General features: G+C 34.7%; 22 protein-coding genes and 2 tRNA genes. All 24 read left to right on the top strand.

Translation table 11 applies throughout. The features are described 5' to 3' along the window. Positions 1 to 87: 87 nt before the first annotated feature. Positions 88 to 1464 (top strand): bifunctional UDP-N-acetylglucosamine diphosphorylase/glucosamine-1-phosphate N-acetyltransferase GlmU, encoded by a 1377-nt coding sequence (glmU, locus tag JOC75_RS22590; protein ID WP_204956198.1) that lies wholly within the window; start codon positions 88 to 90, stop codon positions 1462 to 1464. A 19-nt stretch (positions 1465 to 1483) separates the two neighbouring features. After that, on the top strand, positions 1484 to 2437 hold the full coding sequence (locus JOC75_RS22585; RefSeq protein ID WP_204956197.1) for a ribose-phosphate diphosphokinase: 954 nt from the start codon (positions 1484 to 1486) through the stop codon (positions 2435 to 2437). A gap of 267 nt (positions 2438 to 2704) precedes the next feature. Then, complete coding sequence (locus tag JOC75_RS22580) at positions 2705 to 3331, top strand: 50S ribosomal protein L25/general stress protein Ctc (RefSeq protein WP_204956196.1); 627 nt, start codon at positions 2705 to 2707, stop codon at positions 3329 to 3331. Positions 3332 to 3655: 324 nt separating this feature from the next. After that, positions 3656 to 4213 carry an aminoacyl-tRNA hydrolase gene (pth, locus tag JOC75_RS22575; RefSeq protein ID WP_204956195.1) on the top strand — a complete coding sequence of 186 codons (558 nt, stop codon included), beginning with the start codon at positions 3656 to 3658 and terminating at the stop codon, positions 4211 to 4213. Between the two features lie 78 nt (positions 4214 to 4291). Then, positions 4292 to 4522 (top strand): anti-sigma-F factor Fin, encoded by a 231-nt coding sequence (locus JOC75_RS22570; protein WP_146950574.1) that lies wholly within the window; start codon positions 4292 to 4294, stop codon positions 4520 to 4522. A 175-nt stretch (positions 4523 to 4697) separates the two neighbouring features. Beyond that, the gene (mfd, locus tag JOC75_RS22565; protein ID WP_204956194.1) at positions 4698 to 8228 is read left to right on the top strand and encodes a transcription-repair coupling factor; all 3531 of its coding nucleotides are present in this window, start codon (positions 4698 to 4700) and stop codon (positions 8226 to 8228) included. Between the two features lie 217 nt (positions 8229 to 8445). Next, on the top strand, positions 8446 to 8982 hold the full coding sequence (spoVT, locus tag JOC75_RS22560; protein ID WP_204956193.1) for a stage V sporulation protein T: 537 nt from the start codon (positions 8446 to 8448) through the stop codon (positions 8980 to 8982). 131 nt (positions 8983 to 9113) lie between these two features. After that, positions 9114 to 10700: a putative polysaccharide biosynthesis protein gene (locus JOC75_RS22555; protein ID WP_204956192.1), complete on the top strand. Its 1587-nt coding sequence runs from the start codon at positions 9114 to 9116 to the stop codon at positions 10698 to 10700. A gap of 9 nt (positions 10701 to 10709) precedes the next feature. Beyond that, positions 10710 to 12179, top strand: a complete 1470-nt coding sequence (yabN, locus tag JOC75_RS22550; protein ID WP_204956191.1) for a bifunctional methyltransferase/pyrophosphohydrolase YabN — start codon at positions 10710 to 10712, stop codon at positions 12177 to 12179. Positions 12180 to 12181: 2 nt separating this feature from the next. Continuing rightward, entirely contained in the window at positions 12182 to 12445 is a 264-nt protein-coding gene (locus JOC75_RS22545) for an RNA-binding S4 domain-containing protein (RefSeq protein ID WP_146950578.1), read from the top strand. A 110-nt stretch (positions 12446 to 12555) separates the two neighbouring features. Beyond that, entirely contained in the window at positions 12556 to 12867 is a 312-nt protein-coding gene (gene yabP / locus JOC75_RS22540; RefSeq protein ID WP_146950579.1) for a sporulation protein YabP, read from the top strand. Continuing rightward, positions 12864 to 13499, top strand: a complete 636-nt coding sequence (gene yabQ / locus JOC75_RS22535) for a spore cortex biosynthesis protein YabQ (RefSeq protein ID WP_204956190.1) — start codon at positions 12864 to 12866, stop codon at positions 13497 to 13499. The genes yabP and yabQ overlap by 4 nt, the downstream gene beginning before the upstream one ends. A gap of 11 nt (positions 13500 to 13510) precedes the next feature. After that, positions 13511 to 13879, top strand: a complete 369-nt coding sequence (locus JOC75_RS22530; protein ID WP_204956189.1) for an FtsB family cell division protein — start codon at positions 13511 to 13513, stop codon at positions 13877 to 13879. A 90-nt stretch (positions 13880 to 13969) separates the two neighbouring features. After that, positions 13970 to 14452: a S1 domain-containing RNA-binding protein gene (locus JOC75_RS22525; protein WP_204956188.1), complete on the top strand. Its 483-nt coding sequence runs from the start codon at positions 13970 to 13972 to the stop codon at positions 14450 to 14452. Between the two features lie 262 nt (positions 14453 to 14714). Continuing rightward, positions 14715 to 14791 (top strand) — tRNA-Met (locus JOC75_RS22520). Positions 14792 to 14808: 17 nt separating this feature from the next. Beyond that, positions 14809 to 14880 (top strand) — tRNA-Glu (locus JOC75_RS22515). 459 nt (positions 14881 to 15339) lie between these two features. Continuing rightward, on the top strand, positions 15340 to 17811 hold the full coding sequence (gene spoIIE, locus JOC75_RS22510) for a stage II sporulation protein E (protein ID WP_204956187.1): 2472 nt from the start codon (positions 15340 to 15342) through the stop codon (positions 17809 to 17811). Positions 17812 to 17978: 167 nt separating this feature from the next. Continuing rightward, positions 17979 to 18716: a vWA domain-containing protein gene (locus JOC75_RS22505; RefSeq protein ID WP_146950584.1), complete on the top strand. Its 738-nt coding sequence runs from the start codon at positions 17979 to 17981 to the stop codon at positions 18714 to 18716. Further along, on the top strand, positions 18697 to 19719 hold the full coding sequence (locus tag JOC75_RS22500; protein WP_204956186.1) for a protein kinase domain-containing protein: 1023 nt from the start codon (positions 18697 to 18699) through the stop codon (positions 19717 to 19719). The genes JOC75_RS22505 and JOC75_RS22500 overlap by 20 nt, the downstream gene beginning before the upstream one ends. A gap of 145 nt (positions 19720 to 19864) precedes the next feature. Then, positions 19865 to 21244 carry a tRNA lysidine(34) synthetase TilS gene (gene tilS, locus JOC75_RS22495; RefSeq protein ID WP_204956185.1) on the top strand — a complete coding sequence of 460 codons (1380 nt, stop codon included), beginning with the start codon at positions 19865 to 19867 and terminating at the stop codon, positions 21242 to 21244. Between the two features lie 22 nt (positions 21245 to 21266). After that, on the top strand, positions 21267 to 21806 hold the full coding sequence (gene hpt / locus JOC75_RS22490; RefSeq protein WP_146950586.1) for a hypoxanthine phosphoribosyltransferase: 540 nt from the start codon (positions 21267 to 21269) through the stop codon (positions 21804 to 21806). An 84-nt stretch (positions 21807 to 21890) separates the two neighbouring features. Then, a complete protein-coding gene (ftsH, locus tag JOC75_RS22485; protein ID WP_204956184.1) occupies positions 21891 to 23825 on the top strand; it encodes an ATP-dependent zinc metalloprotease FtsH in 1935 nt (644 codons plus the stop codon). A 395-nt stretch (positions 23826 to 24220) separates the two neighbouring features. Then, positions 24221 to 25468 (top strand): allantoate deiminase, encoded by a 1248-nt coding sequence (gene allC, locus JOC75_RS22480; RefSeq protein WP_239589632.1) that lies wholly within the window; start codon positions 24221 to 24223, stop codon positions 25466 to 25468. A gap of 12 nt (positions 25469 to 25480) precedes the next feature. Then, positions 25481 to 26710 carry a pyridoxal-phosphate-dependent aminotransferase family protein gene (locus tag JOC75_RS22475; protein WP_204956183.1) on the top strand — a complete coding sequence of 410 codons (1230 nt, stop codon included), beginning with the start codon at positions 25481 to 25483 and terminating at the stop codon, positions 26708 to 26710.

The following is a 26710-nucleotide window of genomic DNA, read 5'->3' as shown; positions in this document are numbered from 1 at the left end:
TGTTTTAAGATATATTTTTCTATGGATAAAAGCGTATTATACATAAATCATATGGATATGGTTAAACGATAAATTGGAGGCCTGAAAATGGATAATCGGTATGCAGTTATTTTAGCTGCAGGTCAGGGTACTAGAATGAAATCTTCTTTATACAAAGTGCTTCATCCTGTATGCGGAAAGCCAATGGTTCAACATGTAGTAGATCAAGTGTCAAAGCTGGAATTGTCAAAAACTGTAACAGTTGTTGGTCATGGTGCAGAAAAAGTGAAATCTCAACTTGGAGATACTACCGAGTATGCTTTACAAAGTGAACAATTAGGCACTGCACATGCAGTTATGCAGGCTTCTTCATTTTTAGAAAAAGAAGTAGGTACGACAATTGTAATTTGTGGTGATACCCCATTAATTACAGCAGAAACAATGTCTTCATTGTTAGCGCATCATCAAGAAACCAAGGCAATGGCTACAATCTTAACTGCAAAAGCAGATGACCCAACAGGATATGGACGTATAGTTCGAAATGCTGAGGGAACGGTAGAAAAGATTGTCGAGCATAAAGATGCAAGTGCTACTGAAAGAGAGATTCCAGAAATAAATACTGGTACATATTGTTTTGATAACCAAGAGCTGTTCAAGGCGTTATCAAATGTATCAAATGATAATGTACAAGGGGAATATTACTTACCTGATGTAATCGAAATATTACAAAAAGAAGGTAAAATTGTCTCTGCTTATCAAACAGCTTCTTTTGATGAAACATTGGGAGTAAATGATCGTATTGCTTTATCTCAGGCTGAGAAAATAATGAAGCAAAGAATTAATAAAGAGCATATGAGAAATGGTGTTTCAATTATAGATCCAGACAACACATATATTTCTGCTGAGGCAACTATCGGCAAAGATACAGTTATATATCCAGGAACGATGATACAAGGAGACACAGTGATTGGTGAGGAATGTATAATTGGTCCAAATTCTGAGATTAAGGATAGCAAAATAGGTAACCAAACAACAATTCGTCATTCTGTTGCACACGATAGTGAAATTGGAGATAGTGTTGCAATTGGACCTTTTGCACATATCCGTCCTTCATCTACCATTTCAGATGATGTAAAGATAGGTAATTTTGTTGAGATTAAAAAGTCAGTAATGGGTAAAGGAAGCAAGGCATCACATTTAAGCTATATTGGTGATGCTGAAGTTGGTGCTGATGTAAACCTTGGATGTGGATCAATTACAGTAAATTATGATGGCAAAAACAAATTCCTTACAAAAATTGAAGATGGAGCTTTTATCGGCTGTAATTCCAATTTAATTGCTCCGGTTACTATTGGTAAAGGTGCATATGTTGCTGCAGGATCTACCGTTACAAATGATGTACCAGAAAAAGCATTATCTGTAGCAAGGTCAAGACAAGTAAATAAAGAGAATTATGTCGACCGATTAAATAATAAAAATTCCTAATGGAGGTTTTCACTTTACCATGCCTAATCGTTATAGTGATTCTAATTTAAAAATATTTACGTTAAACTCTAATCCAGCTTTAGCAAAGGAAATTGCTGATGTTGTTGGTGTTGATTTAGGGAAATGCTCTGTTACACGCTTTAGTGATGGGGAAATTCAAATAAATATTGAAGAAAGCATACGTGGAAGTGACGTTTATGTTATCCAATCCACAAGTGGTCCAGTAAATGAACATTTAATGGAACTGCTAATCATGATTGATGCGTTAAAGCGTGCTTCAGCAAAAACAATTAATATTGTTATTCCTTACTATGGTTATGCTAGACAAGATCGTAAAGCAAGAGCAAGAGAGCCTATTACTGCGAAGCTTGTTGCAAACCTTTTAGAAACAGCAGGATCAACACGTGTGATAACATTAGACTTACATGCGCCTCAAATTCAAGGATTCTTTGATATACCAATTGATCATTTAATGGGTGTACCAATTTTGGGTGAATATTTCTTAGGGAAGAAATTAGAGGATATTGTTATTGTTTCACCAGATCACGGTGGGGTAACAAGAACAAGAAAGCTTGCTGATAAGCTTAAAGCTCCTATTGCGATTATTGACAAAAGACGCCCAAAGCCAAATGTTGTTGAAGTAATGAATATAGTTGGTAATATTGAAGGGAAAACAGCCATCTTAATTGACGATATCATTGATACAGCTGGTACAATAACGTTAGCTGCAAATGCATTAGTTGAAAATGGTGCTAAAGAGGTTTATGCATGCTGTACACATCCTGTTCTTTCAGGTCCAGCAATTGATCGTATACAGAATTCTAAAATTAAAGAGTTGGTTGTAACAAATTCAATATTATTACCTGAAGAAAAACGTATTGATAAATTAGTTGAACTATCTGTAGCACCTTTAATTGGGGAAGCGATTATTCGTGTTCATGAAAGACAATCTGTTAGTTTATTATTTGATTAAGCTACTTGAAAGTGTTGAACTTTCTATCTGATATAAAATAAAAGCTTATTTATATTCTTACTCAGCATTACTGTGAGAGATATAAATAAGCTTTTTTTGTTAGCTTGTTAGATATTTTTTATAAGTCATATGAACACCTTTCATCTACCAAAGTTAATTTCATTTCTATTATTCACAATGAAAAGTATTTTTTTACTATGTTTATACACCATAACATATGGGAAAAACAATAATAAGAATTGAATTCGTATAGGAAGGGTGTAATTTATGACAACATTACAAGCAATAAAGCGAACTGAATTTACAAGCTCCGCGAAAAGAAAAGTACGTGAATCAGGTCAGGTACCTGGTGTCATTTATGGTAAAGCAGTAGAAAGTAAACCGATTGCACTTGATAGTATAGCTCTTATCAAAACCCTTCGAGAAGAGGGAAAGAATACAATTATTAACTTAGATGTTGATGGATCTACACATGCTGTTATGTTATATGATATGCAAACAGATCCCCTTAAAAATGAACTTGTACACGCTGATTTTCATATAGTGGACATGCAATCAGAAGTTGAGGTAGAGGTGCCAATTCATCTAACTGGAGAAGCCCAAGGAGTAAAAGATGGTGGCGTATTACAACAACCGCTTCATGAATTAACAATTGCAGCTAAGCCTGGGAAAATACCTCAAACAATAGATGTAGATATCTCAAACTTAGGTGTAAATGAAACAATTTTAATTAAAGATCTACCTAATCATGGAGATTATACATATATCCAAGATGAGGAACAGGTTATTGCTTCTATTCTTCCTCCAAAGCAAGAAGAAGAAATAGATAGTGGTGAAGAACAAGAGCCAGGTACTCCTGAAAACGAAGAAGGTAGAGAGCATAACGACGCTTAAAAATAAATAGGATTGTTGATAGTGTCAGTTCTCTGTTTGATTACGGAGAACTGACATTTTAGTTTTGGTCATTTATCTATTTTCCTCATATGCAAAAAGATAAGAACTACCTAAGGTAAACTCTAAATCGCATCAGAATTTGTATTATTTGGTATTTCTCCTCTTGGACGGAGAATATATTTTTCAAAAATAGATGATTATGTCATGATTAGACATAATCTAACAACATGTTTTATTTATGGTTTGTTACTTTTATGATATTGTAAAGATAATGAATTTTTAATACATAGAAACAGGTAAAGTGATTAGGAGGGTTTCGCATTTATGAAACTCATAATAGGATTAGGTAACCCAGGTAGACAATATGAAAAAACAAGGCATAATGTTGGTTTTATGGTGATAGATAAGCTGGCTGATAATTTGTCTATTCCTCTTGATCGTCAAAAATTCAATGGAACCTATGGAATAGGTCATATATCTGGCGAAAAGGTCATATTATTAAAACCACTCACATATATGAATTTGTCTGGAGAATGTATTAGACCTCTTATGGAATTTTATGAAATTACTGAAGAGGAAATAGTAGTCGTTTATGATGATCTGGACTTACCTGTAGGCAAAACACGTTTGCGGACAAAGGGAAGTGCAGGGGGACATAATGGGATAAAGTCAATGATTCATCACTTAGGGACTCAGGAATTTAATCGTATAAAGATTGGTATTGATCGTCCTACAAATGGAATGAAGATTTCTGACTATGTTTTAGGGCAGTTCACTGAAGAAGATCATATAGGAATTAAAGAATCAATAGATGCATCAGTTTCTGCATGTGAAAAATGGCTTACTAGTTCTTTTGTTCAGGTCATGAATGAATTCAATTAAGCTCGTTTTGTCTGACGTATAGCATTTCTTGAAAAGGTACATACTATAAGTAAAATAAACCTTTTCAGGAGGCGTGTTATGGCTTTGCATTATCATTGTAGACACTGTGGTGTAAAGGTAGGTAGCCTTGATAATAGTTTAATTTCAAGTGAGCAGCTAGGGTTTACTGCCTTAACAAATGCTGAACGCCAAGAAATGATTACTTATCAACAAAATGGTGATATACATATAAAAACTATTTGTGAAGATTGTCAGGATGCATTAAACAGAAACCCTGATTTACACCAATATGAGAGCTTTATTCAGTAATAGCTTTGGGAGCCAACCCCAAAGCATTTTTCTGTTTTAAATTTCATTAAATATATTCCTTCCATATATTAATGCATCTTTTGCAAGTGGATTAGCTAAAGCTGGCTATATTTCAAAAGATAAAAACAAAACAAAAAATAAATTTAAGATGGATAAGATGAGAGGGGGGCTAAGCTTGAACAGTTTACAAAAATATTTTTATGAAAATGATGATTTTAAAACAATCGTATCGGGTATCGAAGAAGGCTTAAAAGAGCAATTAGTTGCGGGCTTATCTGGTTCAGCAAGGACTGTTTTTACTGCAGCCCTTTACCATGACTTAAAAAAATCACTATTGATTGTTACACATAATTTATACCAAGCTCAAAAGGTTTATGAGGATTTGTTGAATTTACTTAAAGAGGATGTTTATCTTTATCCCGTAAATGATCTTATTGCAGCAGAAGTGGCTATTGCTAGTCCTGAATTAAAGGCACAAAGAATAGATGTTTTAAACAAATTGGCAGAAGATAGACCATCAATTGTTATTGCGCCCGTAGCTGGGGTAAGAAGGCTTCTTCCACCAAAAGAACAATGGAAGAATAATCAATACAAGTTAACAGTAGGACAAGATATTGATCTGGATAACTATATTCATCAGTTTGTTTTACTTGGCTATGAGCGGGTAGATATGGTTAGTTCACCTGGAGAATTTAGTGTTCGTGGGGGAATAATTGATATATATCCTTTAACAGAAGATAATGCTATTAGAATTGAATTGTTTGATACAGAAATTGACTCTATTCGATCATTCAATATAGAAGATCAAAGATCAATCAGTATGTTAAAAGCAATTACAATTGGTCCTGCAGTTGAAACAATTATTAATGAAGAATCGAAAATGAGAAGTATCCAAGAGATTGAAGCAGGTTTAGCAAAAAGTCTTAAGAAAATGAAGAATGAACAGCAAAAGGAATTACTAGTTGAAAATATTCAATATGATCTTGAACGATTACGTAATAACCAATTTACTCAAGATATTTTCAAGTTTTCAGCGCTGTTTCATGAAAAACCTGCTAGTTTACTAGACTATGTTTCCAAGGATTCTATTATTGTTTTGGATGAGGTAAGTAGAATTCAAGAAACTTATGAACAATTAGATCGAGAAGAGGCTGAATGGTACACACATTTACTTGAAGAGGGTAAGATTTTTCCAGATGTAAAAATATCGCACTCTTATGTTGATGTTATGACAAATTCAAAGCAGCCTTTAATTTACTTATCACTATTTTTAAGGCATGTTCCACATACTAGCCCGCAAAATATCTTAAATTTATCATGTAAACAAATGCAAAGCTTTCATGGGCAAATGAATTTATTAAAAACCGAATTAGATAGATGGCAGAAATCACAGTATGCAGTTGTATTTCTAGGAGTAAATGAAGAAAGAGCTAAGAAGCTAGAAACAGTTTTAGAGGATTACGAAATCAAAGCTACTATTCAAAGTAATGCGGATATGTTAGCTAGTGGTGTAGTGTCAATCATAGAAGGAGATTTGCAAACCGGATTTGAACTTCCTATGCAGAAGCTTGCTGTTATTACAGAAGAGGAGCTCTTCAAGAAGCGAGTGAAAAAACAAGTTAGAAGGCAAAAGCTTTCGAATGCAGAGAGAATAAAAAGTTACTCTGAGCTGGAAATAGGAAATTATGTTGTGCATGTTAATCATGGTATTGGTAAGTATGTTGGAATTGAAACTTTAGAAATTAATGGTATTCATAAAGATTACTTAAATATTAAATATCATGGTAGTGATCAGCTTTATGTGCCAGTTGAGCAAATCGATCAAGTACAAAAATATGTTGGATCTGAGGGTAAAGAGCCTAAGATCTATAAGCTTGGTGGCAGTGATTGGCGAAGAGTTAAAAAGAAGGTTGAATCATCTGTTCAAGATATTGCAGATGATTTAATTAAGCTTTATGCAGAACGTGAAGCGAGTGAAGGATATGCATTTTCACCAGATGGAGAAATGCAAAAAGAGTTTGAGTTAGCATTTCCATACCAAGAAACCGATGATCAAATACGTTCTATCATTGAGATTAAAAAGGATATGGAACGTCTACGACCGATGGATCGCTTATTATGTGGAGATGTTGGTTATGGTAAAACAGAGGTTGCAATAAGAGCAGCATTTAAAGCAATTGCTGATGGTAAACAGGTAGCACTTCTTGTACCAACAACAATTCTTGCTCAACAGCATTTCGAAACAGTAAGAGAGAGATTTCAGGATTACCCAATAAATATTGGTCTTTTAAGTAGGTTCAGAACCCGAAAAGAGATCAATGAAACAAATAAAGGCCTTAGTAATGGAACAGTTGATATGGTAATTGGTACACATCGATTGTTATCAAAGGATATTAAATATAAAGATTTAGGCTTATTAATCATTGATGAGGAACAGAGATTTGGTGTTACACATAAAGAAAAAATTAAGCAATTAAAGGCAAATGTTGATGTTTTGACTTTAACTGCTACACCTATCCCAAGAACTCTACATATGTCAATGCTTGGTGTAAGAGACTTGTCAGTAATAGAAACACCACCAGAAAATCGTTTTCCTGTTCAGACCTATGTTGTTGAATATAACGGAGGACTAGTAAGAGAGTCGATTGAAAGGGAAATGGCTCGTGGAGGGCAGGTTTTCTTTTTATATAACAGAGTTGAGGATATAGAAAGAAAAGCAGATGAGATATCAATGCTAATACCTGATGCTAGAGTGACATATGCACATGGGAAAATGACAGAAAATGAATTGGAATCTGTTATGCTCAGCTTCCTAGAGGGTGAATATGACGTATTAGTAAGTACGACGATTATAGAAACGGGTGTTGATATTCCTAATGTTAATACGCTTATCGTTAATGATGCAGATAAAATGGGCTTATCACAGCTTTATCAGCTTCGTGGTCGCGTAGGAAGATCTAATAGAGTAGCATATGCTTATTTCACATATCGAAAAGATAAAGTGCTTACAGAGGTTGCTGAAAAAAGACTTCAAGCAATTAAAGAGTTCACTGAATTAGGTTCAGGATTTAAAATTGCAATGAGAGATCTTTCTATAAGAGGTGCAGGAAACTTATTAGGATCTCAACAGCATGGATTTATTGATTCAGTTGGGTTTGATCTTTATTCTCAAATGTTAAAAGAAGCAATTGAAGAAAGACAAACAGAAACTCCTAAGGAAAAGCCTATTGACGTTGAGATTGATCTGCAGGTTGACGCGTATTTACCACAGGATTATATAATGGATGGACGTCAAAAAATAGATATGTACAAACGCTTTAGATCATTAACATCTTTACAAGATCTAGAAGAGCTACAAGAAGAGATGATCGACCGTTTTGGCGAATATCCAATCGAAGTAGGATATTTATTTTCTATTGCCAAACTAAAAGTATTTGCTATTCAAGAAAGAGTAGAGAGCATTAAACAAGATAAAGAGGCTATTTCCATCCTTATCGAGGAAGCCGCAAGTAATCGTATTGACGGCCAAAAGCTATTTGATTTAAGCAATAAATATAATCGTATAGTGGGACTTGGAATGGAAGGAAGCAGATTAAAGCTTACAATTGCAACAAAGAACCTTACTACTGATAAATGGTTGACCATTATTACAGAATTATTAAATGGTCTTGCTGAAGTTAAGAAGGAAGAAATATCAGTGAAATAGCTTTAAATCAGACCTTGTTGTAAGTAATCTTCAGACGAAATTCAGAGTTTTATTAAAAAAACGCTTTCAATATGTATATTACATCACTAGTGAAGGATACTAAATTTAACAAATGGTGATTGTTACATAAACAACTAGCTCCTGTTAAATAATCCATTCTTCAGGAAGGTACAATCATCTTTTTTCCTATCATCCGATGAAAGTGAGGCAACGTAAGATGAAAGCAACTGGTATAGTTCGTCGCATTGATGATTTAGGTCGAGTAGTTATCCCAAAGGAAATCCGTAGAACACTACGTATACGAGAAGGTGATCCATTAGAGATATTTGTGGATCGTGATGGTGAAGTTATTTTGAAAAAATATTCACCAATTAGTGAATTAAGTGACTTTTCCAAAGAATATGGTGATGCCTTATTCGACAGTCTAGGTCATCAGGTTTTAATCTGTGATAGAGACACATTCATTGCTGTTTCAGGTGGCTCAAAGAAAGAGTACCTTAATAAAAACATTGGTGAAGTTGTCGAGCAGGTTATGGAGGAAAGAAACTCTGTATTAAAAACTGATGCTGGAGAAACGCAAATTGTTTCAGGTTTTGATGAGGAAGTTAAATCGTATACGATTGGACCGATTGTAGCTAATGGTGATCCAATTGGTGCTGTTATCATTCTTTCTAAGGAACAATCGATTGGTGAAGTTGAACATAAGGCAGTAGAAACAGCTGCAGGATTTCTAGCAAGACAAATGGAACATTAAGTTTTATAAAAGGGGCAGCATATATGCTGCCTCTTTTGTTTGGTTATCTAAATATCTTGTTTAGGTTCAGCACTTAATTATAGAGTGTATATGCTATAATTTTGGATAGATCATGTTGAGAGGAGTGGGGCATGAACGTCCAGAAAAATAATGGTGGTTCTGTCATACAAGGAGCAATTATCTTAACGATAGCAGGATTACTTATAAAAATATTAAGTGCAGCATACCGTGTTCCTTATCAAAATATTGTAGGGGATATAGGTTTTTACATATATCAACAGATTTATCCGTTCTATGGAATGAGTGTCATTTTAGCTACATCAGGTTTTCCTGTGATCATTTCAAAGGTTATGCTAGACCATGGATATGAACGGTCTCATAAAATCCGCTCTAAAATTATGACAGTTTCCTTGCTATATTTACTTGCTGTTGGTTTATTATTATTCTTACCTTTATTTGAATTTTCCTCTGTAATTTCGGGTTATATGGGGGACAGCCAATTATCACCGCTCATAAAAGTAACAGCTTTTTCTTTTTTAATGATACCTTTTATATCCATCATAAGAGGATATTTTCAATCAGAGCAAAATATGAACCCAACAGCTTTATCACAAGTAATTGAACAAGGAATAAGGGTTACACTAATTTTGGTCAGTTCTTTTTTGATGCTGCGTATGGGCTTTGATTTATATGAGATAGGTATTGGTGCTCTTCTTTCGTCAATAATTGGTAGTGTAGTGGCTTTTGTTTTTCTAATCCTTTACTCTCAAAGGAAACGAGCAGATTATATGATAAAGTGGAATCTATCTGCTCCGATTAAAACAATGGATATCTTAGAATCTTTAGCGAAGTATAGCGTGACAATTGGGATTAGCAGCTTATTATTAATTTTCATTCAGTTAATAGATGCACTCAATTTATATTCTTTACTCATTCATAATGGAATGGATGAAACTTTAGCAAAACAGACAAAGGGAATTTATGACAGAGGTCAGCCGCTTATTCAATTAGGTACAGTAGTAGCAACTTCTTTAGCTTTGTCTCTTGTTCCTGTACTTGCTCAGGCAAAGATGAAGAAAAACAGACAGTTTATTCAAGAACAGATAGAGCTATCATTAAAGTTATGTATCGTTATTGCTGGTGGTGCAGCTATTGGTTTGATGGCGATCATGAAGCCAATAAATATCATGCTTTTTACAAACAGTTATGGAACAAATGTTTTAATAGTTCTTAGCTTTTCAGTACTTTTTACATCACTTGCACTAACACAGTTCGCTATTTTACAAGGGCTTGGCTACACGTTTTTCCCTGTTGTTTCTGTTTTGATTGGAGTGGGAATAAAATATATAGCAAATCAATGGTTGGTCCCAGAATTTAATGTAATCGGTGCAGCATTCTCAACAGTAATATCCTACGGTATTGTTGTATTCCTGACATATATTTATATGCTTAGAAAGAGCTATCATTTTCAATCAGTTAAAATGTTGATGAAAGTAACTTTTGCATTACTGATCATGTTTTTAAGTTTATCAGCATTATTACATATCGTTGAAGGATATATGAGCTTGGAAAATAGGTTATTTGCTAGCTTAGTTGCGCTTGTAGGTGTAGTTATTGGTGGAGGCATTTATGGATTAATGATTCTGAAGCTTCGTATTTTTACGGATAGAGAACTTTTGAATATCCCTATTATGAATAAAGAGATAAAATTGAAATGAGGTACATAAATGGCTAAGAAAATAACAATTGTTGGCTTAGGAGCTGGAGATTTAAATCAGTTACCTTTTGGTGTTTATCAATTGCTAACTAAAGCAGAAGCGTTATATTTACGTACAAAAGAACACCCAGTTATTGAGGAATTAACAAATGAATTAACATTTGAATCATTTGATTCTATATATGAACAAAATGATGACTTTGATTCTGTTTATACAACGATTGTAAATGTTCTTTTAGAAAAAGCAGAGAATGAAGATATTGTGTATGCTGTTCCTGGACATCCACTGGTTGCTGAAAAAACAGTACAAATTTTATTAACAGAAGGTAGACAGAATGGTTTTACAATTTCACTTGAAGGTGGACAAAGCTTCCTTGACGCAACTTTTCAGGCGCTTGAGGTGGACCCCATTGAAGGTTTTCAGCTTGTAGATGCCATTGGGTTAGAAAGTGCTAAACTTCAGCTAAAGGGGCATGTCGTTATCACACAGGTGTATGACCAAATGATTGCTTCTGATGTTAAGCTAACATTAATGGAACAATTGCCTGATGATTATAAGGTTGTCATTGTTACAGCTGCTGGAAGTAACGCGCAAATCTTAAAGGAAGTTGAGTTATTTGAATTAGATCGCGAAACAACAGTAAATAATTTAACAAGTGTATATATTCCTCCAGTAAAGGATGATACATTACTAAACCATCAATTCAATTCATTTAGACAGGTTGTCGCAGAATTACGAGGTCCGAATGGCTGTCCATGGGATAAAGAACAAACACATACTTCTTTAAAAAAATATCTAATAGAAGAATGCTATGAATTATTAGAAGCAATTGAAAAGGATGATATTGATCATATCATTGAGGAGCTCGGAGATGTGCTTTTACAGGTAGTTCTTCATGCACAAATTGGTGAAGATGATGGTATGTTTTCTATGGATGATGTGATTAAAGGGATAAATGAAAAGATGATTCGAAGACATCCTCATGTATTTGGTGAGACAATTGTTTCTGATACAGAAGAGGTATTAGTAAATTGGGACGAAATTAAAAGGGCAGAAAAGGGAACTGAAAATGAACAATCTATTCTTGATTCTGTAGCGAAGACGTTACCTGCTTTATCAAAGGCTTATCATCTACAAAAGAAAGCAGCAAAAGTAGGTTTTGATTGGCCTACAATTGATGGAGCCTGGTTAAAGGTGAAAGAGGAAATCTCTGAGCTTGAAGAAGAGTTTTCAAAAAAAGGAGATAATCCTTTATTAATTAAGGAATATGGGGATTTACTTTTTGCACTAGTCAACGTGGGTAGACATTATAAAATAGAACCAGAAGAAGCATTAACTTCTACAATTACAAAATTTTATGATCGATTTCATTTTATAGAAAGAAAAGCAAAGGAAAATAAAAAGGAGCTTCAGAATATGTCTTTAGAAGAAATGGATACATATTGGAATGAAGCGAAGAAACTAGAAAAAGAGGGCTGAAGATGAGATTAGATAAATTTTTAAAGGTGTCAAGAATTATCAAAAGAAGAACGTTAGCTAAAGAAATAGCAGATCAAGGTAGGATTAGTATTAACGGTATCCCTGGGAAAGCAAGCTCAAATGTGAAAATTGGTGATGAGCTTTTAATTCGCTTTGGTCAGAAATTAGTTACAGTAAAAATTGAGGATTTAAAAGAAATAACAAGAAAAGAAGAAGCAACAAATCTATATAAAATTCTTAAAGAAGAGAGACTTAATGAGGAGTGACCCTTTAAGGAAGAAACGATTCTGGGTTTTCATCTAGGCTTGTTCTAAACCGTATTCTTTGAACATAAAGATATAAAAGAAAATCCTTTATAAGAATGCGGGGGTAGAACATGAATCAATACTATGATAATAATTCGACTGTTCATAAAGGCACAGTTCAAGAGCATGATGTGATTATGAGGGGCAGAAAATTATTGGAAATTACAGGTGTAAAGCAAGTTGAGAGCTTTGATAATGAAGAATTTTTATTAGACACTGTAATGGGTGCGTTAGCTATTAGAGGTCAAAACTTGCAAATGAAGAATTTAGATGTTGATAAAGGGATTGTTTCGATTAAAGGTAGCAGGATCTTTGATCTTATCTATTTAGATGAGCAGCATGCGGAGAAAGCTAAAGGACTCTTTAGCAAGTTATTTAAATGAGTTTAACAACGCAGTTTTATACAATGCTTGCAATGTTTGGAATGGGAAGTTGGGTTGGTGCAGCTCTAGATACATATGGCCGCTTTTTAAAGCGGCCATTAAGAGCTAGGTGGGTTGTATTTATCAATGACTTTCTGTTTTGGATTGTGCAAGGCTTGATCCTGTTTTATTTATTATTGCTTGTAAATGAAGGTGAACTGCGAGTTTATATTTTTCTAGCAGTGTTATGTGGATATGCTGCATATCAAAGTCTTTTAAAGACGATCTATTTGCGTATTCTTGATCGATTAATTCAGACAAGCATTAGTATTTATAGTCTTGTAATCAATATTGGCCAAGCAATCATTATAAAACCAATTGTGTTGTTATTTCAGGTAACAATCACAATTTTATTAGGAATCTTAAAATTTCTTTGGAGTTTAACAAAATGGGCTTTCCAAATCCTATATTCTTTCGTTAAAATAATATTAGCGCCAGTATGGCTAATTTTAAGAGTTTCATGGAAGATTGTACCAAGTGGTATTCGGAACTATATCATAAAGAATATAAATAAATTAGCAGGAATTAACAAAAAGGTAAAGAATATAACTAATACGATAAATTTATGGTGGCAACGGATAAAGAAGAGGTAAGGAGGAAATATATGAGTCTCGAAAGATCGAAGAAAATTACAGAGCTACAATCACAGTATATGATGCAGCAGGAACGGCAGCAACAAATATCTAAAAGACGGAAAAGAGGCTTATTTAGAAGGCTTGTCATGTTCGGGATCTTAGCGATTATCTCTTCTGCTATTATGCTTACCACCATTTTAAGTCAGTCAAATGCTATTAATGAAAAGGTAGAAAAGCAGCAAAAGCTTAGTGAAGAGTTGAGTACTCTTCAAAAAGAAGAAAAGATTTTGAGAGAAGAAATCGTTAAGCTTAATGATGATGAGTATATAGCAAAAATTGCAAGAAGAGACTACTTTTTATCTGATGATAACGAAATCATCTTTAATATAAAAGAGTAGCCTTGTTGACACTCGATTTTTTATTTATGTATAATATGATATAAAGGATATGAATGATTTTTTATCTGTTTAAGGAGGAGCATTATTTTTATGTCGATAGAAGTTGGCAGCAAGTTACAGGGTAAGGTGACGGGCATTACAAATTTTGGAGCATTTGTTGAACTTCCAGGAGGTTCTACAGGTCTCGTACACATCAGTGAAGTTGCCGATAATTATGTGAAGGATATTAATGATCACTTAAAAGTCGGAGATGAAGTTACAGTTAAAGTAATTAATGTAGAAAACGACGGTAAAATTGGCTTATCAATTAAAAAAGCCATTGATCGTCCAGAGCGCCCGGAACGTCCAGAACGACCAGATCGTCCGAGAAGCACAGATCGTCCAAGAAATACAGATCGCCCTAGAGGTGGTTCAGATCGTCCAAGACCAAGAGGAAATGATTTCCGTAGCAATAATAAAGAAAACTTTGAACAAAAGATGAGTCGTTTCTTAAAAGACAGTGAAGATCGTTTATCTTCATTGAAGCGTAATACTGAATCAAAACGCGGAGGTCGCGGAGCTAAAAGAGGATAGCTTGCTGCTTTTATATACATTTTGCGTAAAGGAAAACATCATTTCACGATGTTTTCCTTTTTTGTGTTCGTTTCTGCATTAAATAAAAATGTATATAAGCTATTTCAGTGAATTCAATGACCTGCATCCAGATAAGATCAAAATGTTTTAGAGCATATTCCTTTAGGTCAGATATATTTTAAAAATTTCTATTGACGAATTACTCTATCGATTGTATTATATTTCTTGTGCCTTAGAATTGAAGAAAATGATCTTCCATTATGGCGGTGTAGCTCAGCTGGCTAGAGCGTACGGTTCATACCCGTGAGGTCGTGGGTTCGACTCCCTCCGCCGCTACCATAACAAATTAAATATGAGGCCCGTTGGTCAAGCGGTTAAGACACCGCCCTTTCACGGCGGTAACACGGGTTCGAATCCCGTACGGGTCATATAAAAAAACTAGTTGCAAATGCAGCTAGTTTTTTTATTGTTCATTTTTTTATTCTTAAGCTTAACTCAATAGCTGACCTTTCTCCGTTTATGGACAATTTTCTTTCTTTTCGTCTTATGCTTGTTGGGGCTAAACGAGCCACTTCCGCTTTTACTGTCTAGCTGCAGCGGCTAGCCCCTCGAGGTCATAAGTCTAATAGGAATGGAAGGTAAAGAGCACCTTCTCATCCTATTTGTCTTATGCTTGTCGGGGCTGATCAAGCCACTTCCGCTTTTCTAACATCTTTCTCATTATTTTGACGTATGTCTTAAGAAAAGGTTCAGATCTATTAGATATTTGTCGGTTTTTTCAAAAACAGTCGAACTGTTTAGGGGTTGAGCTACCTTCTTTTGACAAATTCCTTTTTAATCCTTCGATATAATTACAAGTAATATGAACTAAGTGGGGGAATGAAAAAATGGAAAAAGTAGAAAGAAGGTTAATGGAACCAATTTCTGATTTTGGAATGGAAAAGACCCATCAAGCATTTAATCGGTTTTTTCACAAATTTTCAGCGAGATTACAGCTCATCCTCTTACATAAAGGACTTGTTTATGCTTTAATCGGATTTTTATTAGGACGAGCTATTATCTTATCGGAAGTCTTGCCATTTGCACTTCCGTTTTTTGGAGCCGTTTTGTTGATGAAACGGGATAAAGCATTATTAGCGGGATTATCACTAATTGCAGGTGGTATGTCACTATCAGTTGAAATATCACTTCTTATTACAATATCGATTATTGCGTTTATATTACTTAATCGACTTTCGTCTACATTTATAAAAGATCAAGTGAAGGTTTTGCCATTTGTGATCTTTACTACAGTAGCACTGACAAGAATCGGCTATTTTTATGTGATTAATTCATCATTAACTGTTTATGATTATATGATGGCAGGAATAGAATCAGGATTATCTTTTATATTAACGTTAATCTTTTTGCAAAGTATTCCATTAATATCAGCACGTAAATATAAACAGTCACTAAAGATCGAAGAGATTATCTGTATTATGATTCTTTTAGCTTCTGTAATGACCGGACTTGTTGGGGTATCTTTTCAAAGTCTTCAATTAGAACATATATTTTCAAGGTATATCGTCTTATTATTTGCCTTTATTGGTGGATCTAGTATTGGTTGTACGGTGGGTGTTGTAACAGGATTAATTTTAAGTTTAGCCAATGTTGGAAATTTATATCATATGAGCTTACTTGCCTTTTCAGGGCTTTTAGGGGGTCTTTTAAGAGAAGGACAAAAGCTTGGTACAGCAATTGGACTATTAGTTGGATCTGTTTTGATTTCTCTATATGGACAAGGTTCATCTGATTTAATGACAACCCTTATTGAATCAATGGTTGCGATCGTCTTATTTTTACTAACACCTAAAGCAGTAACTGGAAGATTAGCTAAACATATTCCAGGTACAAATGAACATGCTCAGGAGCAACAGCAATATGTAAGGAAAATTCGTGATGTGACAGCACATCGTGTTGATCAATTTTCACAGGTGTTTCATGCTTTGTCCGAAAGCTTCGCAACGTTTTATGATAAAGATGAAACAAATGATGAGCAACGTGAAACTGATTTATTTTTAAGTAGCATTACTGAAAGTACTTGTCAGCATTGTTTTAAAAAAGAAAAGTGCTGGGTAGAGAACTTTGATAAAACATATGATTTAATGCAGAACATTATGCATGAAAATAGACAAAATACGTATCAAAATAATATGAAATTAAAGAAGGAATTTGATCGTCATTGTTCAAAGTCTGCAAAAGTAGAAGAAGCCATTGAGCAAGAAATAAATTATTTTCAAGCAAATCAAAAATTAAAAAAAGAAGTAAAAGAAAGTAGAAGGCTTGTTGCAGAACAATTATTAGGTGTTTCAAACGTAATGGAGGATCTTTCAAGAGAGATAAAAAGAGAAAGAGAAAATCATTTTGTACAAGAAGAGCAGATATTAGATGCACTGCAGAATTTCGGAATCGAGATTGTTAATGTTGAGATCTATAGTCTTGAGCAGGGAAGTGTGGATATTGAGATGAGTATTCCATACTGCAATGGACATGGGGAATGTGAAAAAATAATAGCTCCAATGCTATCAGATATTTTAGATGAATCGATCATTGTAAAAACAGAGGAGTGTGCTAATTATCCTAATGGATACTGCCATGTTTCATTCGGGTCTGCAAAAAAATATCGTATCGAGACTGGTGTTGCACATGCTGCAAAAGGTGGGGGACTAGTTTCTGGTGATAGCTATTCAATGATAGAGTTAGGTCTTGGAAAATATGCAGTTGCGATTAGTGATGGAATGGGAAATGGGGTACGAGCTCATTTTGAAAGTAATGAAACGATAAAATTGCTTCAAAAAATTCTTCAATCAGGAATTGAGGAAAAAGTAGCAATTAAAACGATAAACTCGATTTTATCCTTAAGAACAACTGATGAGATATTTTCAACTTTAGACCTTGCAATTGTTGATTTACAAGATGGTAATAGCAAGTTCTTAAAAATTGGATCAACACCTAGCTTTGTCAAACGAGGAGATAAAATAATTAGGATTCAAGCTAGTAATTTACCTATGGGGATTATAGATGATTTTGATGTAGATGTTGTTGGTGAAAAGTTAAAGGCTGGTGATCTGCTTATTATGATGAGTGACGGAATATTTGAGGGTCCTAAGCATGTTGAGAATTATGATTTGTGGATGAAGCGTAAAATTAGTGAAATTAAGACAGAGGATCCTCAAGAAGTTGCTGATTTAATCATGGAAGAAGTCATTAGAACAAGATCTGGAAAAATAGAAGATGATATGACAGTAGTCGTTTCTGCAATCGAGCATAATACACCTAAATGGGCAAGTATCCCTGTGTCACCGAAGAAAATCAGCTAAAAATTAGCATGTATAATTTACCCTTCTTTTGGAGATGAATGATAATAATATTTTTAGAAAACTAATTTCTTTTCATTAGATATTAGGACAAGATCTATTGTTGATTATCGTTTATGACAAAGGGAAAGCAAAGAGATTTATAGATCTCTATAGGAGGGTAATTAAGTATGGAGAAGGGTCATTTAAAACAAATCTTATTAATTACTGATGGTTACTCAAATCAAGGGGAAGATCCAATCGCGATGGCAGCATTGGCTCAGGAACAAGGAATTACTGTAAATGTAATAGGTATTATGGAAGAAAATGTGATAGATCAGGAATCTATGAGAGAAATTGAAGGGATTGCAATGTCTGGTGGCGGTGTTCACCAAATTGTTTATGCTCATCAATTATCACAAACAGTACAGCATGTTACTAGGAAAGCAATGACACAAACTTTGCAAGGTGTTGTGAATAAAGAGCTACAACAAATTCTTGGAAAAAGTACATCTCTAGAAGAATTGCCTCCAGAAAAGCGTGGAGAAGTTATGGAGGTTGTTGATGAACTTGGTGAAACAGTTAGTATGGAGATACTAATATTGGTTGATACAAGTGCTAGTATGAAACCAAAACTTCCAACAGTTAAAGAGTCCCTTCTGGATTTATCAATTAGTCTTAATTCCAGGATGGGTAAGAACTTATTCTCAGTATCAGTATTTCCTGGGAAAAAGAATGAAGTGGAAAAGGTTCTTGATTGGACACCAAAGCTTGAATCGTTATCTTCTATATTTCCAAAATTATCGACTGGTGGTATAACACCAACTGGTCCAGCGATAAGAGAGGCTATTCAACATTTTAAGAAGAAGCGGTCTTTAAAGAACTTATTAAGAAGTGAAGAAGAATACTATGATGAACCAGGCATGTAATTTTTCTCCAGGATCTAGAATAATCGGTAAGTGGAATGGTAAAGCCTATATCATTATTAGGCTGCTTGGCCAAGGTGCTACTGGTAATGTTTATTTAGCTGACAGTGGAGGCAGAGAAGTTGCTGTCAAGCTTAGTGAAAACAGTATGGCAATTACATCTGAGGTAAATGTCTTAAAGCATTTCTCGAAGGTCCAAGGTACTTCTCTTGGGCCTTCTTTGTTAGATGTGGACGATTGGAAATCTGGATCTCAAAAAATGATCTCATTTTATGTTATGGAATATATTCAAGGAAAAACACTTCTTGATTTTATAAATGAGAGAGGTATAGAATGGACAGATGTTTTAGTATTGCAGCTTTTATCTAACTTAGAAAAGCTTCATCAACAAGGGTGGATTTTTGGTGATCTAAAGCCAGATAATTTAATCATCTCTGGTCCTCCACCTAAGATAAGATGTATAGATGTTGGTGGTACAACACAGCAAGGAAGAGCGATAAAAGAATTTACCGAGTTTTTTGATCGCGGGTATTGGGGGGTAGGCTCAAGACGAGCTGAACCGACATATGATTTGTTTTCGGTAGCTATGATCATCATTAATGCTGCATATCCCAAACGTTTTTCAAGAAAGAGTGATGGAGAAGGGAAAAATCAATTATTAGCAGTTATTCAACAGCATCCATTCTTGCTGAAGCATAGAGAGGTTTTGAGCAAGGCAATTTTGGGGAATTATAATAGTGCAAGTGAAATGAAAAATGATTTTATAGAGTTGTTATCTAAAAAAACAAAGCAGTCAGCTACAAATCAACAAACTTATAAAACAAAAGTTCCAAAGCAAACTCAAGCTAATAGAACTCAACACAAGCAGCAACATGCTAGTGCGTCTAGAAATCAAGTGAAGAAAAAGAAGAAACAAAAGAAGACAAGTGGTTTTGTAGAGACACTCATTATTTTAATAAGTGTGTTCTTAATTTATTCGTTATATGTTTATCACATTTTGTTGTAAAAGCGACCTATAGGTGATACTCAAATAGCTACTAAGCTGTAAATTTGTTTAATGTGTGAACGGCTCCCTTCTTCTTTGTTGTTCTTTATCATTTAATGGTAGGATAGAGTTATATCGTAACTATAGTCAAAAAGAGGGGAAAAAGTTGAGAGATGTTTATACCCTTATTAAAAAACAAGAATTAATAGAAGAAGATTCAACAGTTGTAGTTGGTGTATCCGGAGGGCCTGATTCATTGGCATTGTTGCATATGCTAATTTGTTTGAAAGAGAAAATGAACCTCAATATTGTAGCTGCTCATATGGATCATATGTTCAGAGGTGAAGAGTCAAAGGCGGAAATGGATTTTGTTATTGATTTTTGTAAGAAACACAATATTGCTTCAGAAGCCAAACAAGTTGATGTTAGCTCGTATGCTATGAAAAATAAGAAAAACACTCAAGTTGCTGCCAGAGAATGTCGATATCTCTTTTATAAAGAAATATTAGATAAACATCATTCTAAGACTTTGGCTCTTGGACATCATGGCGATGATCAAGTAGAAACAATCTTAATGAGATTAGTAAGAGGAAATACAGGAGAAGCTCTTGCAGGTATTAAAGTGAAGAGGCCGTTTCATAATGGACTGATTATTAGACCCTTACTTGGAACGACAAAAGAGAATATCCTTTTATATTGTAAAGAGAATAATCTAAATCCTAGATTTGATCCTAGTAATGAAAAATCAGATTATACGAGAAATCGATTTAGAAAAACTGTTTTGCCATTTTTAAAAAGTGAAAATCCACAGGTACATGAAAAATTTCAATATTTTAGTGAAACCTTTCTAGAGGATGAAACGTATTTACAGGTATTAACTCAGCAACAAATGAATAAAGTATTCAAAAGGCAAGATTTGTCGGCTGTGGAAATTGATATCAAGAGGTTTTTAAACCTACCTTCTCCTTTACAAAGAAGAGGGATTAAACTAATATTAAACTATCTATATGTAAATATTCCATCTTCCCTTTCTTCTATACATATTGAGAGCATACTGACATTGCTCTCACAAGAACATCCTTCAGGTTCACTTGATTATCCAGGCGGACTTAAAGTGATTAAATCATATACTACCTGTTTGTTTACTTTTGAGCATACTGAATTGGAGAAATATCGTATTGAATTAGAAATACCCTCCAGTGTTACACTTCCAAATGGTTTTATCATTTCGTGTAATGTGACTAGAGAGATTCCTTTACATAGAGGAAATGATACTTTTTTAATGAGGTATGAAGCGATATCAACACCTCTTATCATTCGGTCAAGAGAACAGGGAGATAAAATGAAATTGAAGGGCATGAACGGAAGGAAAAAGGTAAAAGATATATTTATTGATGAAAAGATACCATTACATAGCCGACATGCATGGCCAATAGTAGAGGATGGGAATGGAAATATCCTTTGGATTCCTGGTTTGAAAAAATCAATATTTGAAGAAGAGGGAATACATAAGGGTGAATTTGTCATATTACATGTTAGGGTTTAAATCTTCTAGGGGGCACACTTTAATGAGACAAGATATTGAAGAAATTTTAGTTACGACAGACCAAATTAATGAAAAAGTTAAAGAATTAGGAAAAGCTTTAACTGAAGAGTACCAAGATCGCTTTCCTCTGGCGATTGGTGTTTTAAAAGGTGCAATGCCGTTTATGGGTGATCTTTTAAAAAACATCGATACATATTTAGAAATGGATTTTATGGATGTTTCTAGTTATGGTACTTCTACAGTTTCTTCTGGAGAGGTAAAGATTCTTAAAGATCTGGATACTTCTGTAGAGGGTAGGGATATCTTAATTATTGAAGATATCATTGATAGTGGTTTAACATTGAGCTATCTAGTCAAATTATTCCGTTATCGTAAAGCAAAATCAATTAAAATTGTTACACTGCTAGACAAACCAACAGGTAGAAAAGCTGATATTCAAGCCGATTATGTAGGCTTTGAAGTACCAGATGCCTTTGTTGTTGGTTATGGATTAGATTACATTGAAAAATATCGTAATCTTCCTTATATTGGCGTACTTAAACCAGAGATTTATCAAAAATAATCTCTACAGCTAATTTGTTGTGTTACCATGATTTTCTATGGTACTATTTAAAATAGTCGTGTTTACTGTGGGAGGAGGTAAGGAATGAATCGGATCTTCCGTAATACCATATTTTATTTACTTATATTTTTAGTCATTATTGGGGTAGTTAGCTTCTTTACAGGTGCTAATCCTAAAACGGAGCAAATCACTTACAATAAGTTCATTTCTGACTTAGATAATGGGAATGTAACTGAAATGACGGTCCAGCCAGTTCGAGGTGTATTTGAAGTTCGAGGTAAAATGAAAGGTTATGCAGAAGATGAGACCTTTTTAACATACATACCAACTGAACAAGGACTAGATCGTGTTGATCAGGCAGCTACAGGTATTAAAAAATTAACTGTTGCTCCAGCAGAAGAAGCAAGTGGATGGGTGACTTTCTTTACGTCAATCATTCCATTCGTTATCATCTTTATTTTATTCTTCTTCTTACTTAACCAAGCTCAAGGCGGCGGTGGTGGCCGTGTGATGAATTTTGGTAAAAGTAAAGCTAAGCTTTACAGTGAGGAAAAGAAAAAGGTTAAATTTAAGGATGTAGCAGGTGCTGATGAAGAAAAGCAAGAGCTTGTAGAGGTTGTTGAATTCTTAAAAGACCCTCGTAAGTTTGCTGAATTAGGTGCTAGAATTCCTAAAGGTGTCTTACTAGTTGGACCTCCAGGTACTGGTAAAACTTTACTTGCGAGAGCTGTAGCTGGTGAAGCAGGAGTACCATTCTTCTCAATCAGTGGTTCTGATTTCGTTGAAATGTTTGTCGGTGTTGGTGCGTCACGTGTTCGTGATTTATTCGAGAATGCGAAAAAGAACGCTCCATGTATTATCTTTATTGATGAAATTGATGCAGTTGGTAGACAACGTGGTGCTGGTTTAGGTGGAGGTCACGATGAGCGTGAACAAACACTTAATCAATTACTTGTAGAAATGGATGGCTTTGGAGCAAACGAAGGTATTATCATCATCGCTGCTACAAATAGACCAGATATTCTAGATCCGGCATTATTACGTCCAGGACGTTTTGATCGCCAAATTACAGTTGATCGTCCAGACGTAATTGGACGTGAAGCAGTACTAAAAGTGCATGCACGTAATAAGCCTTTAGATGAATCAGTAGATTTAAAAGCTATTGCAGCCCGTACTCCAGGTTTTTCTGGTGCAGATTTAGAAAACTTATTAAATGAAGCAGCGCTTGTAGCTGCTAGACAAGATAAGAAGAAGATTGATAACACTGATCTTGATGAAGCAACAGATCGTGTTATTGCGGGACCTGCTAAGAAGAGTCGAGTAATTTCTAAGAAGGAACGAAATATTGTTGCTTATCACGAAGCAGGCCATGTTATTATCGGTGTCATTTTAGATGAAGCTGATATGGTTCATAAGGTTACGATTGTACCTCGTGGTCAAGCTGGTGGTTACGCAGTAATGCTTCCTAAAGAAGATCGTTACTTTATGACAAAGCCAGAGTTGCTTGATAAAATTACAGGTTTACTTGGTGGACGTGTTGCAGAGGAAATTGTCTTCGGTGAAGCAAGTACTGGAGCTCATAATGACTTCCAAAGAGCTACAGGAATAGCAAGAAAAATGGTTACTGAGTACGGTATGAGTGAAAAGCTTGGACCATTACAATTCGGTCAAGCACAAGGTGGTCAAGTGTTCCTAGGTCGTGACATCCATAATGAGCAAAACTATAGTGATGCAATTGCTCATGAAATTGATATGGAAATTCAACGCTTTATTAAAGAAAGCTACGAACGAGCACGCACGATTATTACTGAGAATCGTGAAAAACTTGAGTTAATTGCTCAAACCTTATTAGATGTTGAAACTCTTGATGCAGCTCAAATAGCGAGCCTTGTTGAAAAAGGTAAACTACCAGAAAGACCAGTTATCATTGAAAATAAAAAAGAAACTGAAGATCAACCTGAAGATGTGAAGGTTAATATTCAATCTAAAAAAGAAGATGACTCTTCAGAAAAAGAATAAATAGTAAAAGGTCGATGATTTTTATACAAATCATCGACCTTTTTTATATGTTTTTTTCACTAATCAAGGCTTTAATTCTGAAACTGTTTTATCAGTCTTCTTGAAATTTCTACCAATTAATCCCCGTTTTTTCGCAACATTCTAATTTTCCATCTCCTTCAATTATTATTACCTTATTCAGTTTATCCTTAAGGTGAAAGGTAGTTCTATAAAGTGGATTATTTATTATATACCGGTAAGCTTTTCTATAAAAAAATTTAGTTATAGTGACCAATACTAATAAGAAAAGTTCTACAAAATTGTGCATGATTTATAAAATTGTTTAATTTAAAATTAGTATATAACTTAAGATGTTAACAAATATAACATTAAAAATAAGGTTCGGAGGAAGTGTGATGGATATGAGAGCAAAAGATACTTCTACCTTATATGAGCAGATTGAACAGCTTGTTGATTGGTTAGCTGAATTTGGGAAGAGTGAAAATGGTGGTGTAACAAGATTGCTCTATTCTGACTCTTGGGATCAAGCGCAACGAGCTGTGGAAAAGTATATGAATCAAAGTGGTCTTGTTACTTATTATGATGATGTAGGGAATTTGTATGGAAGATTGGTAGGAAGTGAGGAAAATACAACGACAATTTTGACAGGTTCACATATTGATACAGTTAAAGATGGTGGGAAATTTGATGGTGCATATGGGATTATTGCAGGCCTGTTAGCTTTAAGGGGGCTGTATGAGCAATACGGGGCACCTAAGAAAAATATAGAGGTTGTTTCTCTTTGTGAAGAAGAAGGAAGTCGTTTTCCGATGACCTATTGGGGATCAGGTAATATATCAGGTGCAAAAAATCCTGAGGATATACTGAACATTAAAGATTCTCAAGGTGTTAGTTTTGAGGCATCGATGAATAAATTACAATTTGGTATAGGGAAATATTCCCTACCTAAACGGAATGATCTTGATTGTTTTATAGAGCTTCATATTGAGCAAGGAGTAGTTCTAGAAAAGGAAAAGAAAACAATTGGTGTTGTTAGTCATATTGTTGGGCAACGAAGATACAATCTTACGGTTATTGGTGAAAGTAATCATGCGGGGACAACTCCTATGGCATGGCGAAAGGATGCTATGTACGCAGCAGCTCAGCTTATTCAATCATTAATTGATCGTGGAAAAGAAATGTTCTCTGATTTAGTTGTAACAGTTGGTCAAATAAGCTTAGAGCCAAATATAGCAAATGTAATTCCAAAAAAGGCTACCTTTAGTGTAGATATCAGACATAGTAAAGAAGATGTTTTGGAGAGATTTTGTGATGTAATCTTTAAAGATTTAAAGATGATCGCAAATAAACATCAAACCCAGCTTGAGATAGATAATTGGATGAATGAAAATCCAGTATTAATGAGTGAACAACTAAATTCTTTAATTCAAACGATTTTAGAAAAAAAACAAGTGCCATACATGAAAATGATAAGTGGTGCTGGACATGATTCACAAATCTTCGGACAATATTGTCCAACTGCTTTAATATTTGTTCCTAGTCAAAATGGAATTAGTCATTCTCCTTTAGAATTTACCAACACAAAAGATTTAGAAGTAGGTATACAAGTGCTAATGGAGGCTTTATATGAGCTAGCATATTAAGGAGGATTCATAATGAAGACTTATAAAGAGATAGATGTGCCTTTACGGACAATTATGACTCCAGGTCCAGTTGAAGCTGATCCAAGAGTATTGCGTGCAATGAGTACACCAATTTTAGGACAGTTTGATCCAGCATTTACTGAGATGATGAATGAAACGATGGATATGCTACGTCATGTTTTTCAAACAACAAATAAATGGACATTTCCGATTGATGGAACATCGAGATCTGGTATTGAAGCTGTATTATGCAGTGTTATTGAGCCTGGAGATAAAGTTCTTATCCCGATATTTGGGAGATTTGGATTTTTGTTAACAGAAATTGCAGAACGTAACGGTGCAGAGGTTTATACGATCAATTGTGAATGGGGAAAAATTTTTGAACAACAAGAGATTATAGATAAAATGAAAAGAATAAAGCCAAAGGTATTGGCGATTGTGCATGGTGAAACCTCAACAGGATGTATGCAACAGTTAGATCAGGTAGGTCCTGCTTGTCGAGAGCTTGGTGTATTATGTGTAGTTGATGCTGTTGCTACCATTGGTGGAACAGATGTGAAGGTAGACAGGTGGCAATTAGATGCAGTGATTGGTGGTACGCAAAAGTGCTTGTCACTTCCTTCGGGGATGGCTCCTATTACGTACAATAACCGGATTGAAGAAGTACTTTTAAAGAGGAAAAAAGTAGAGAAGGGTATAGCGACAGAAAAGGATAATGTGAGTGTAGGCCAGCCGATTCGTAGTAATTATTTTGATTTAAGTCAGCTTCAAGATTATTGGGGACCAAGAAGACTTAATCATCATACAGAGGCTACTTCAATGCTATACGCATTAAGAGAAGGAGTTCGGATAGTGCTTCAGGAGGGTTTATCAGAGAGATTTGAAAGACATCAATTGCATGAAAAGGCTCTTGTTGAAGGAATAAAAGCGTTAGGGTTAGAGCTGTTTAATGATGTTCCATGGAAGCTGCCGATGGTCACTTGTATTTGTATCCCAGAAGGAATTGATGGTGAGTCGGTTCGAACAATGCTCTTAACTCAATTTGGCATTGAAATTGCTAGTTCATTTGGACCTCTTCACGGTAAGATTTGGCGCATTGGAACAATGGGTTATAGTTGTCGGAAAGAAAACGTTCTATTTGTTTTATCTGCACTAGAAGCAGTGTTAATTCGTCATCGAGCTAATATAAATATAGGTAAAGGTTTACAAGCAGCATTAGATGTATATGAATCAGCACATTAG

Source organism: Metabacillus crassostreae (assembly GCF_016908395.1).
GTDB lineage: Bacteria > Bacillota > Bacilli > Bacillales > Bacillaceae > Metabacillus > Metabacillus crassostreae.
This window is presented reverse-complemented; position numbering and strand designations above follow the sequence as displayed.